Consider the following 10,806-nt stretch of genomic DNA (forward strand, 5'->3'; position numbering starts at 1 on the left):
AGGTGGTCAGGTGGTCAGGTGGTCAGGTGGTCAGGTGGTCAGGTGAAATCAGCGGCCGCAGAGCGGCCTGCTGATTTCACTTAGAACTAAATAGGGTGTGTTTGTTTTGAAGGATGAGAAGGCTTTTACTTTGATCGAAATGATTGTTACTGTTGGGATTTTAGGTATTATTCTTTCTATGGTTTTCCTTAATAGTAAAGGTTTACAAAACTTTATAGACAATCAAAATCTAAAAACTCAGTGTAGGGAAGTACATCAAGTTCTTTTGAATGCGCGAAATGACGCTATAATGGATGGAAAAGCACGTAGAGTTAATATACATGAAGATAAAATCTACATATATATTGCTGAAGCAACCGCTCAAGCAGAAAAAATAGAATTTAAGGATTCTATTTTAATCACTTCAAATACGTACTTTAGAAAAAACCTAACTTTTCATCCTACAGGTACAGTCAATCTCGGGGGGCATTTTGTTTTTGAAAATAGACAAGGAAATAAGAGGACTATCGTGGTACAAATTGGGACAGGCAGAATCTATATTAAGGAGGAAGAATAATGAAAAGGCAGGATGCTTTTACTTTAATTGAAGTAATTGTGTCTATTTGCGTTTTTTCTGTATTTTGTTTTAGCTTTTTAACTGCTTCGCAGTTTGCTTACAAAAGCTATAGCATCTCTAAAAATCGATATGAAGTGTTGACAAAAGCCGAAAATTCCTTAGAAAAGATTAAGTCTGCAATGAATGAATGCGATCGAGAAGAATTAAGTGTTGAAATGGTTTCATCTATTGTTGAAAATGCAAAAGACTCTGAAGGCGATTATATAATCGACTTACAAGAAACAACCAGGCGAGGCTTATATAAAGTACAAATAATCTTTGAAGAAAGCCGGTATAAGAAATTATGGACTCAAATATACGTACCTTAAATAAGGGCTTTACTTTGATTGAACTAATAATTAGTTTATTTTTAATGACCTTAATACTAGGTGCTGTTTTTCACCACTTTTATTTTCAGTACAGTAGTTACGAAAATCTTTATGGAGATATTACATCTATGGAAAAATTGCGTTTTTTATCCATACAGCTTGAAAAGCAGATTTGTAATACGCCTAGAATTTATGTAGTAGAAGGCACAGTTTATTTAAGAGATATAGAGACTCCAGAGTACTACAATTATTATACATTGACAAATAAGATTTTGTACAAAACTAAGACCCATTCAGACTTAAAAGATATAGGGCTAGGGAGCAAGTCTCAGATAGCTAATAAAATCGAAAATTTTTTTATAACTTATATAGACAGTAAAACCATTCAGCTTACGATTGAAGTCTCAGAAGGCAAAAAGAAGGCCAGATTGCAAAAGGACATCTCCGTATTAGGACAAGTGACTGTAATTAATTAGGGGGATTACCATGAAAAAGCAGGATGGATACGCTGTTCTTTTTACGATTATTATCATTATGATGCTTATAAGTATTGTATTGTTTTCGATGCTTTTTTTAGCTCTTTATGAATTTCGGTCTGTAGAGAATTATGATCACTATCAAAGAGCCTATTATTTAGCTTTAGGTGCAAGGGAAGAAGCCCTTTCTATTTTATCTTCAGATTGGGATGCTTTAGGAGGTTTATCTTCTACTGTGGTTGAGGGCGGTGAGTATGGGTATGAGGTCGTAGAATCTAATGAGAATAGAAAAAAGATCAAAATATACGGAAAATCCCATCTTATTCGAAGAGATTTTGAAGCAATCCTTGAGGCGCCTAGTGGAAAAGTAAATTTATTAGATTTAAAAAAATACGTCTTGTATTGCAATGGAAAAATGATTATTGATAGTATGAATACGATTGATATTCCAGAAACTTCATCTGGCATTATAGGGATCACAAAAGACTTAATTGTAAATAAATCTGATGATTTTAAGAAGCGCTCTCTAGATGTAAAAGGAGATACTGTGGTTCTAAGAGGAAATGAAGGATTCACTCAGTACAATTCTTTTGTAGACTCTCACTTGCCTTATTGTCAACCCTACAATAGTGAAGATTACGTAACATGGTTAGTAGAAAATTTTAAGGAAAATGTGTCTTTCATCAATGCTCCAGGAGAGACAATATATTTGAACAAAGATACTTTTCCTATAGGAGACAATACCAGAGAGCTGTATATTGTACAGGAGGCAGATGCTTTTATCATGGATGATTGTACCTTTGAGGGATTTGTTGTTTTAGATTGCGTAAAAGAGGTTTATATGACAAGCAGTGCAAAATTACATGGGTCCATGCTCCTTTTTGGAATGGATACGGGAGTAACAGAGATACAGGGAGAAATAAAAGGAAGTATGATGCTCCTTGATTTAAAGGAAGAGGCTTGTTTTAAAGGTGTATTGCACTACGATTTAGAAGCACTAGAAAAAATCACGCCTTATCTGTCTACAGATTTGTTACATAATGAGCCAAAAAATAGAATCAATCTGTTAAAGTGGAGCGAGATATAAAGGCATTTTCTAAGGCTTGAAATCTTGCAGTAAGGTTCATAAATAGCAAGCAAAATAAAACGGATAGGCTTAGTGTAGAGGTGAATAGAGTGTTTCGTAAAGAAAGTCATACAGTGGTGTTTGATGTAGGTTCGAGTACCATAAAGATTATAAAGGGATATATAAAGGAAGAAATAATAAATATCGAGCACTACCGTATATTTCATATACCGCAAGACATAGTACAAGAAGGAAAGGTTGTGGATAAGAAAGGCCTTTCAGAAGAACTTTGTAAGTTAAAAATCAAAGCCAGTGATATTCGACTACTTCTCTCCTCTAAGGACATAATTCTTAGAACTTTTCAATTGCCTAAAATGGAATTAAGTGAAGTTCGTCAAGCTGTAAAATTTGAAATGTCTGTATTACTGCCTGATGAAATAGAAAATTACATCGTAGATGGAGTGGTAATTAGAGAATACAAAGAAACTTCTGAAGAAAACAACACCTTCATCATGTATGAAGTTCAAGGCATTGCAGTAGAACGGAAAACGGTTACCGACTATTTAGACTGTTTTTCAAAAGCAGGGCTTAAAATTAATGTAGTAGATGTTCAGCCTAATGCTATTTCTAAATTACTATGCCACGATCATTTCTATATGCGCAAAATGAATGGAACCGTTCTTAAAAATCAGAATATAGCTGTTTTAGATATGGGGTATGAAAAAACATCGATTACGTTTATAGAGGGCAAGAAGATTTTCATTTACAAGATTTTAAATAAAGGTGGCAGGGATTTTACAAAGGCTATTGCCAAAGATTTTCATATGAGTTTTCAAGAAGCAGAAGAGTGGAAATTAGATAATCCGTTCTCTTCTATGGAAAAAGAAGAATTTAAAGGAAAGGAAGAGGTAAATAATCTGCTCTTAGAAATAATACAAGAATTAACTCAGCTAATGGGATTTTTTGAATCTATGTGTAAAGATAAAAGGATAGGGTATATTTTATTGCTAGGTGGAGGTTCTCTTATGCCTATCTGTAAAAAATATATTGAGAATGCACTTCAAGTAGAAACAGAGTACCTTTTTGCCTTACATAGTATATATATTAAAGAATTACACTCTGCAAATCACATTAGCTTTTTAGCCAATGCTATAGGTGCTCTTGTGAGAAGGGAGAAAAATCATGATGGATATTAACTTGCTTCCTGAGGAAATGCTAACAAATATGGCTTTAGGGAGAAAAAAGAAGGTTCAGATCATCCTTGTTCTCTTCCTTACTATGGGAATTTTGTATCTTGCTCTGTTTGCACTAGACTACCATTTGCAAAATAAGATATTACAAATAGACGAACAAATTCAATCTATGGGAGACGTGAAGGGTTTAAAACAGGAAATTTCTATAAAGAGTAATGAAATCAATCTTATTAAGGGAATGATTCATGAAAGAAATCAATCCACAACCAATTTTTACGAGTTAATCAAGAGATTAGAAGGGTTAGTTCCTATGGGTGTTACATTTACGAGTCAAAGAGGAGAAAATGGAAATATGATTATAAGTGGAATAGCAAGCAAGGAAGAAGGAATCGCTGAGCTAGCTGCAAATTTATATCAATTAGAAGAAGCACACAATATACGGATTCGTTCTGCGGCTTATGAGAATCAAATTCGCTTTGAAATTACTTTTTCATACGGATCAAATGGAGGAAAAGAATTTGAATCTAAGTAGAAGGGAAGAGGTTTTATTAGGGTTACTGCTGTTTCTTGGAATATTTAGTTTGTACTTTTTTTGTTTGTTTTGGCCTAAATTTCAAGAATTTCAAAAGCATGGACAATTTATAAAAGAAAAAGAATTAGAATGTAGTGAAATGGAGTTCCTTTATAGTAGTAAGCAATTGAAGGATGTAGATAAACAATGGTCAAAAGCTAAAAAACAGATTCCATCAAGTATGAAACTCCCTGATTTGTATATGAATCTGCTTAATTTGCAAAAAAATTCTGGAGTATCCTATAATCTTATCGAATTTGGTTCCTTAGAAAAAGCTTCGCAACAGGTTTATGAAGATGGCGCTATATTATCAAAAGTGGATATAAATGTGACGCTTGTAGGAACCTATGAGCAGGTAGATTCTTTTTTAAAAGATTTGTATGGTAATGAGAGAAGACTTGAAGTCACAAGAGTCCACTACGAAAATAGAGAAGGAAAAATTCATGCCACTATAGGGCTAGTGGCATTTGCTCTTCTTAAGGAAAATGATCCAGAATGGACTCAGTACGATTTTGTTCAGGGGAAATCCTATGGTAAATCGAATCCTTTTGTTGAAGAAAAAAACCAAAGTATAGATGATAACAGTGAAATTAGCAATAATATAGATCAACCCTAGGTGTGTAGAATAAGTTAAAAGTGGTTTAATTATGAAAATTAATTATGGATTACATAGGAAGTTTATGTTAATATTAATTAGTGATTTATTGCGTATTAGCAAGCTATTAAAATTAGTAGTCATAAGTACTGAAGAAATTCGCCAAATGAATGCATTGTATTCATTTGAAAGCTTTGCTTTCGCTTGGCTCATTGTTTCACGCAAAACTGTTGAATTTGGAGGAATAAAGTATGATATCTGCAAGTGATTTTAGAAAAGGTGTTACATTTGAAATGGATGGCAATGTATACGTCATTATTGATTTTCAACATGTAAAACCAGGCAAAGGTGCTGCTTTTGTTCGAACTAAGATTAAAAATGTAATTACAGGGGGAACTACAGAAAGAACATTTAATCCTTCTGAAAAATATCCAAAAGCGCATATTGAGACAAAAGAAATGCAATACTTGTACAAAGATGGGGATTTATATTACTTTATGGATTTAGAAAGTTACGAGCAAATCCCATTAAATCACGGCCAAGTAGAAGAAGCAATCAAATTCTTAAAAGAAAACATGAATGCTACTATTAAATTCTACAAGGGACAAGCTTTCTCCGTATCAGCTCCTAACTTTGTAGAATTAGTTATTACAGAAACAGAACCAGGCTTTAAAGGAGATACAGCTACAGGTGCAAACAAACCTGCTACATTAGAAACAGGCGCAGTAGTAACAGTGCCATTATTTGTAGATGAAGGAGATACGATTCGTATTGACACTAGAACAGGCGAATACATGGAGAGAGTCTAGAAAGGCAGCCACCAGCAGTCAGCTATCAGCATTTTAGCTGCCAATGGTAGCCTAGAAGATTTACTATCCACGTCATCCTGAGCGCCAGCGAAGGATCTTTGACCCCAGGGGAATACAAAGTTCTGGTAGCTGATTGCTGGCTGCTGATGTGTCGCAGGCGCTTTCTTGTGTATTCGGAAAGTTCTACTTTTAACCTTAACTTCTAGCTCAGTCATCCTGAGCGTAAGCGAAGGATCTTGACCCAAAAGGAGTACTTAAATGCTAGCGACTAAAGTGCCAGAGGCACTTTCTCGTCAACGCTACAATGTAAATGAGTACATACAAATATTTATTTATAAAATATTTGTATGTTTACCCTAGAAGTTGGGGTATAATGAATATGCATACTTGCATAAAAGTGTAAAGGAGGAATTGGAAATGGAATACATTAACGAAAAAGTATCTTATTTAAAGGGTTTATGTGATGGCCTAGAGATTAAAGATTCTTCAAGAGAAGGAAAAGTCCTCGTGAAGATTGTTGAAATTCTTGAGGATATAACGGATGCTTTAGCAGGCCTTGATGACGCCTACGAAGATTTAGAAGATTATGTAGAATTAGTCGACGAGGATCTTATGGAAGTCGAAGACGAAGTTTACGGTTTAGATTTTTTAGATGACGATGATGATGACTTCTATGAAGTAGAATGCCCACATTGCGGAGAAGATTTCATTACCAATTTCGATGAATTAGAGGAAGAAGATTTCGAAATAGACTGTCCTTATTGTGGACACATAGTAGAAATCGACACAACAGAATGTGACTGCGGCGACGATTGTGATTGCCACGACCACGAATAATAAAAAGCGCCTTTGGCGCTTTTTGTTTTAAGTTGTATGTTTTATGTTCTAAGTAAAACCATTTGCTGAGGAGTTTCATGTTTAAGTAGGCTGAATTGATAATCAACGACAATAAGAACAGGTTTATATCCATGGATATAAACCTGTTCTTATTTTTTGCGATAAAGTCATTGTTCAAATACTAATAATCAGACATAACAATCATCATTTGCGACCTAAAAGTTTTTACATAGAGCTTACAACGTAAAACTTAGAACTAAAATGCTGATAGCTTTTTTAAAAAATAAAGGTTATATTTCTTGTCCTAGCCTAATAAATATAGATTAAGGACAAGGAGGAATTAATATGTCAAACCAAAGATTAATTCAAGATTTTAATGAAGTTATTTTCAAAGGAATGGATTTAAAGATTAAAAATATTTTAAGCAGACTGCCTTTGACCTTTTTATTAGGAATTGACGAAATCAGATTAAGAGTGAACAACCCTCTTATGGTTTGCAAAATGAAGGAAGATTTTTTAATTAATGATCACGGAGAAATTGTCCAAAGTGTAAAAGAAGCTTACATAGTAAAAGAAAAGGAAATACATAATTCTTTGCAATTGCTCAGCCAATACTCATTGTATTCTATTGAAGAAGAACTGTCTAAGGGATTTATCACTTTAAGAGGTGGGCACCGGGTAGGTATTACAGGAAAAGTAGTTCTAGAAGGCGGGGAAGTAAAGACGATTAAATACGTAAATGGTTTGAATTATCGCGTCATGAGAGAAGTAAAGGGTTGTTCTAGAACAGTCGCTCAGATTATTCAAAGAGATGAAAACGATATTTATCATACCCTTATAGCTGGTCCTCCTAAAAGCGGAAAGACAACAATTTTAAGAGATTTAGTTCGAGCTTTTAGTATGGGGAATGGCCGGTCTGGTCTAAAAATCGGCGTAGTAGATGAGAGAAGCGAAATCGCAGGCTGTCACAGGGGAATCCCACAAAACGATATGGGGATTCGCACAGATGTATTAGATTGCTGCCCAAAGGGAGCAGGCATCATCAATTTGATCCGTTCTATGTCTCCACAAATTATTGTAACAGATGAGATCGGTTCTAAAGAAGACTTAATCGCTATTCGCGAAGCCTTAAATGCTGGAATAAAAATGATTACCACTGTACATGGTGCAAGTATGGAAGAGCTGCTCAATAGACCCTATATTGCTCAAATGATTCAAGATAAATTATTTGAAAAGATTATTTTTCTAGACAACTCAAATGGTATAGGAACAGTGTCTAAGGTAATAGAAGTAAACGAGCTCTTTAAAAAAGAGGAACTAGAACATGTATCTTAAATGTATAGGAGCTCTTCTGGTGTTTATAAGTTCCTGCCTTCTTGGTCGATTACAAGCCAATCGTTTTGCTAAGAGGTACTCACAAATACTAGATTTTCAAGGTATTGTCCAGTACTTTGAAACAGAGATATGTTATACCTCTACACCTATAATGGAGATTTTCCATTCTCTAATCCCTATTGTCAATCCACCTTTTGACAAAATACTAAAAAATGTTTTGTCGCGCATTACAGATTATGGCTATGAGCCCTTGTGCGTTATTTGGAAAGATGAATTAGATCAGAATAAAGGCTCTCTGTATTTAAAACAGGAAGATTTAGACATCCTCTTATACTTTGGCAATGTCTTAGGCACCACAGATACTGAAAATCAGAAAAAGTATTTTGCCCTAGTAAAGGGTCGCTTACATACTCAGTTGACCTTAGCTTTAGAAGATAAATTAAAGTATATCAAGTTGTATAGTCAGTTAGGTATTATAGTAGGTTTATTTATTACAATCATTATAATTTAGAGGTGAGCTTATGGATGTACAAATGATATTCAAAGTAGCTGCAATTGGAATCGTAGTAGCGGTATTAAATCAGCTGTTAAAGAACGCACAAAAAGATGAGATGGCTTATATGGTCTCTCTCACTGGTGTAGTTATTGTTCTGATGATGGTCATTACTATGATTTCAAACTTATTTGATGCCATTAAATCCTTATTTCAACTCTATTAGAAGAGGATCAAAATATGGATATCTTTCAAATTGCAATTATAGGTATTGTCGCTACTTTACTTATTGTACTGATTAAAAAGTACAATCCCGAATATCAAATTTTTATAGCTGTAGCAACTGGAGTCATTATCTTATTTGTTATTTACTCTTATTTAGGACCCATTTTACAGAGCTTTCAGTCTCTTTGGAGCAAGACGGATATTGATAATAGCTACTTTGAAATTATCTTAAAAGTCATTGTCATAGCGTATATAACGGAATTTGGAGCTCAAATATGTAAAGATGCTGGAGAAAATTCTATCGGGATGAAAATAGAATTGGCAGGGAAAGTAATTATCGTGTATCTTTCCGTTCCGATTGTCCTTTCGCTGATCGATTTTATTATCAATCTGATACCTTAGGAGAAGCTTATGATAAAGAAAATAACAATCCTATTGCTTGTCCTTTTACTATCTGGGACAAGTGGAGTATTGGCCTTAGAGCAGTCCAATACTCTAGGAGAACTTACTGATCAAATATACGAGAAGTACGATATAGGAAATTTAGAACAAATTTATGATAGCGCTGGTTTAGAGAAATACTTACATTATACAAGTGTAAAAGATTTTATTGCAGCACTTGTCAAAGGTGAATTAGAGTTTAGCCTTGATACCATATTAGAGGGGGTAAAGAGCATTTTCTTTCAAGAGATTTCTCTTTCTCTAAGTTTGCTGGCTCAAATCATTTTTCTCTCAATATTAGCCGCTGTGCTCAACAATATTTCCTCTTCTTTTGGTGAGAGTCAAGTAGGTAATATTGCGTTTTATGTCATCTATTTTGTCTTGATTGGATTGGCTGCTAGTAGTTTTCGATCTTCTATCAGTTTGGCATCATCCACTATTGACGAAATGGTAAGCGGAATACAGGCTATTATCCCTGCGCTTATTTTGTTATTAGCCTCTGTTGGAGCAATTGCCAGTAGCGCCGTTTTAAGCCCTGTCATTGTTTATGTAGTAACTTTTGTAGGAACGACCATTAACAATGTGATTTATCCGTTGATTCTAGCCTCTGCAGTGATTACTTTAATCGATCATTTGTCAAAGGAAGTTAAACTATCTAATTTAGCAAAACTATTAAAAGATATTGCTTTATACATATTAGGTTTTTTGTTTATTTTGTTTTTAGGAGTAGTGTCTATACAAGGGTTTGCCATGACTACATTAGACGGGGTATCTTCTAAAACAGCAAAGTACGCTATAGATAATTTTGTGCCCTTTGTTGGAGGATTTTTAGCAGATTCTATGGATACTATCGCTAGCGCTGCTAATGTAATCAAAAATGGTGTAGGAATCGTCGGTTTACTGATTATCGTAGGAATTATCGCTTTTCCTATAATGAAGATGTTCGTATTATCTTTAATGTTTAAAGCTTCAGCTGCTATTATTCAGCCCATATCTGACGAGCGTATTGTGAAATGCCTTACGGAAATAGGTACATATATTATGCTGATATTATCCTGTCTCTTAGTTGTAGCGGTCATGTTCTTTTTGATGATCAGCATTATCATACTACTAGGCGATATGACGGTTATGTATAGGTAGGTGAAAAAATGAATGCATTTTCCATATGGCTGAAGAATATTGTCATCATCACTGCTACAGTGACGCTGCTTCACTTAATTCTTCCCAAATCTATGGGAAAATACGTAAAGATCGTTACAGGTTTTATTGTTGTATTGGCAATGGTTCAGCCCTTTACCAATGTATTAAATACGGATTTTTATTTGCAAAATCTCATGTTAAAACACGATTTGATTATGAAAGAAAATACAGTAAGTCAAATGGACCCTCTATCAGATGAGAAAATTACAGCTAATGAGAAAGAGTTAACGGTTCAATTATACAAAGATAAGTTATCAGAAAACATAGAGCAAAATATAGGAGAAAATTTTAATCTAAAAGTAGAAGTAAATTTAGAAATTTACGAAGATTTAAATCAAGATGATTTTGGCACTTTAAAGAAGGCGCAGGTAATCTTATTGACGGAAGAAGACGACTCTGTTATTAATCCTGTTGAAAAGATTGAAATTGAAAAAGACAATACAAAGGAAACGATCGATGAAAAAACAACAAAAGATATAAAAAATTTCTTTTTGAACTTCTATAATTTAAAGTCGGAGAATATAAGTATTAGTGAGAGAAAATAACGATAAGGGGGATAAGCGTGAAACTAGAAGAGAACATAAGAAAAATGATTGACAAGATAAGAAACATGAGCGAAAAGGAAAAAATGCTCTATGAAT

Annotated in this window: 16 protein-coding genes; all 16 read left to right on the top strand. The window is 34.1% G+C overall.

All coding sequences use genetic code 11. The annotated features are described in order from the left end of the window. Nucleotides 1-106: 106 nt before the first annotated feature. Nucleotides 107-556, top strand: a complete 450-nt coding sequence (locus Q7P22_RS04360) for a type II secretion system protein (RefSeq protein WP_170128211.1) — start codon at nucleotides 107-109, stop codon at nucleotides 554-556. Beyond that, nucleotides 556-924, top strand: coding sequence for a prepilin-type N-terminal cleavage/methylation domain-containing protein (locus tag Q7P22_RS04365; RefSeq protein WP_303861086.1), 369 nt, complete (start codon nucleotides 556-558; stop codon nucleotides 922-924). Before Q7P22_RS04360 ends, Q7P22_RS04365 begins: the two co-directional genes overlap by 1 nt. Further along, complete coding sequence (locus Q7P22_RS04370) at nucleotides 900-1,400, top strand: PilW family protein (RefSeq protein ID WP_303861089.1); 501 nt, start codon at nucleotides 900-902, stop codon at nucleotides 1,398-1,400. The genes Q7P22_RS04365 and Q7P22_RS04370 overlap by 25 nt, the downstream gene beginning before the upstream one ends. A gap of 10 nt (nucleotides 1,401-1,410) precedes the next feature. Next, on the top strand, nucleotides 1,411-2,487 hold the full coding sequence (locus tag Q7P22_RS04375; protein WP_303861091.1) for a hypothetical protein: 1,077 nt from the start codon (nucleotides 1,411-1,413) through the stop codon (nucleotides 2,485-2,487). 89 nt (nucleotides 2,488-2,576) lie between these two features. After that, nucleotides 2,577-3,662, top strand: a complete 1,086-nt coding sequence (locus Q7P22_RS04380) for a type II secretion system protein GspL (RefSeq protein WP_303861093.1) — start codon at nucleotides 2,577-2,579, stop codon at nucleotides 3,660-3,662. Continuing rightward, entirely contained in the window at nucleotides 3,649-4,191 is a 543-nt protein-coding gene (locus Q7P22_RS04385) for a PilN domain-containing protein (protein WP_303861096.1), read from the top strand. Before Q7P22_RS04380 ends, Q7P22_RS04385 begins: the two co-directional genes overlap by 14 nt. After that, nucleotides 4,178-4,846, top strand: coding sequence for a type 4a pilus biogenesis protein PilO (pilO, locus tag Q7P22_RS04390; RefSeq protein ID WP_170128209.1), 669 nt, complete (start codon nucleotides 4,178-4,180; stop codon nucleotides 4,844-4,846). Before Q7P22_RS04385 ends, pilO begins: the two co-directional genes overlap by 14 nt. 31 nt (nucleotides 4,847-4,877) lie before the next feature. Beyond that, nucleotides 4,878-5,093: a hypothetical protein gene (locus Q7P22_RS04395; RefSeq protein ID WP_113920411.1), complete on the top strand. Its 216-nt coding sequence runs from the start codon at nucleotides 4,878-4,880 to the stop codon at nucleotides 5,091-5,093. Further along, nucleotides 5,077-5,634, top strand: a complete 558-nt coding sequence (gene efp, locus Q7P22_RS04400; RefSeq protein WP_113920410.1) for an elongation factor P — start codon at nucleotides 5,077-5,079, stop codon at nucleotides 5,632-5,634. Before Q7P22_RS04395 ends, efp begins: the two co-directional genes overlap by 17 nt. A gap of 417 nt (nucleotides 5,635-6,051) precedes the next feature. Next, complete coding sequence (locus Q7P22_RS04405) at nucleotides 6,052-6,471, top strand: CD1247 N-terminal domain-containing protein (protein ID WP_187387048.1); 420 nt, start codon at nucleotides 6,052-6,054, stop codon at nucleotides 6,469-6,471. 345 nt (nucleotides 6,472-6,816) lie between these two features. Then, entirely contained in the window at nucleotides 6,817-7,806 is a 990-nt protein-coding gene (gene spoIIIAA, locus Q7P22_RS04410; protein ID WP_113920409.1) for a stage III sporulation protein AA, read from the top strand. Next, nucleotides 7,796-8,317, top strand: coding sequence for a stage III sporulation protein AB (locus tag Q7P22_RS04415; RefSeq protein WP_303861108.1), 522 nt, complete (start codon nucleotides 7,796-7,798; stop codon nucleotides 8,315-8,317). Before spoIIIAA ends, Q7P22_RS04415 begins: the two co-directional genes overlap by 11 nt. 10 nt (nucleotides 8,318-8,327) lie before the next feature. Then, entirely contained in the window at nucleotides 8,328-8,525 is a 198-nt protein-coding gene (gene spoIIIAC / locus Q7P22_RS04420) for a stage III sporulation protein AC (RefSeq protein ID WP_113920407.1), read from the top strand. Nucleotides 8,526-8,539: 14 nt separating this feature from the next. Then, nucleotides 8,540-8,926: a stage III sporulation protein AD gene (gene spoIIIAD, locus Q7P22_RS04425; protein ID WP_303861114.1), complete on the top strand. Its 387-nt coding sequence runs from the start codon at nucleotides 8,540-8,542 to the stop codon at nucleotides 8,924-8,926. A 9-nt stretch (nucleotides 8,927-8,935) separates the two neighbouring features. Further along, the gene (spoIIIAE, locus tag Q7P22_RS04430) at nucleotides 8,936-10,105 is read left to right on the top strand and encodes a stage III sporulation protein AE (protein WP_113920405.1); all 1,170 of its coding nucleotides are present in this window, start codon (nucleotides 8,936-8,938) and stop codon (nucleotides 10,103-10,105) included. A gap of 8 nt (nucleotides 10,106-10,113) precedes the next feature. Beyond that, complete coding sequence (locus Q7P22_RS04435) at nucleotides 10,114-10,710, top strand: stage III sporulation protein AF (protein WP_113920404.1); 597 nt, start codon at nucleotides 10,114-10,116, stop codon at nucleotides 10,708-10,710. The last annotated feature ends 96 nt before the right edge of the window (nucleotides 10,711-10,806 follow it).

Source organism: Alkalibaculum bacchi (assembly GCF_937875145.1).
Taxonomy (GTDB): domain Bacteria; phylum Bacillota; class Clostridia; order Eubacteriales; family Alkalibacteraceae; genus Alkalibaculum; species Alkalibaculum bacchi_A.

Bases quoted from the DNA above. Each gene is read 5' to 3' on its own strand.
- Q7P22_RS04365 (WP_303861086.1), top strand. From the start codon at position 556: ATGAAAAGGCAGGATGCTTTTACTTTAATTGAAGTAATTGTGTCTATT.
- Q7P22_RS04370 (WP_303861089.1), top strand. From the start codon at position 900: ATGGACTCAAATATACGTACCTTAAATAAGGGCTTTACTTTGATTGAA.
- Q7P22_RS04375 (WP_303861091.1), top strand. From the start codon at position 1,411: ATGAAAAAGCAGGATGGATACGCTGTTCTTTTTACGATTATTATCATT.
- Q7P22_RS04385 (WP_303861096.1), top strand. From the start codon at position 3,649: ATGATGGATATTAACTTGCTTCCTGAGGAAATGCTAACAAATATGGCT.
- Q7P22_RS04395 (WP_113920411.1), top strand. From the start codon at position 4,878: ATGAAAATTAATTATGGATTACATAGGAAGTTTATGTTAATATTAATT.
- efp (WP_113920410.1), top strand. From the start codon at position 5,077: ATGATATCTGCAAGTGATTTTAGAAAAGGTGTTACATTTGAAATGGAT.
- Q7P22_RS04405 (WP_187387048.1), top strand. From the start codon at position 6,052: ATGGAATACATTAACGAAAAAGTATCTTATTTAAAGGGTTTATGTGAT.
- spoIIIAA (WP_113920409.1), top strand. From the start codon at position 6,817: ATGTCAAACCAAAGATTAATTCAAGATTTTAATGAAGTTATTTTCAAA.
- Q7P22_RS04415 (WP_303861108.1), top strand. From the start codon at position 7,796: ATGTATCTTAAATGTATAGGAGCTCTTCTGGTGTTTATAAGTTCCTGC.
- spoIIIAC (WP_113920407.1), top strand. From the start codon at position 8,328: ATGGATGTACAAATGATATTCAAAGTAGCTGCAATTGGAATCGTAGTA.
- spoIIIAD (WP_303861114.1), top strand. From the start codon at position 8,540: ATGGATATCTTTCAAATTGCAATTATAGGTATTGTCGCTACTTTACTT.
- spoIIIAE (WP_113920405.1), top strand. From the start codon at position 8,936: ATGATAAAGAAAATAACAATCCTATTGCTTGTCCTTTTACTATCTGGG.
- Q7P22_RS04435 (WP_113920404.1), top strand. From the start codon at position 10,114: ATGAATGCATTTTCCATATGGCTGAAGAATATTGTCATCATCACTGCT.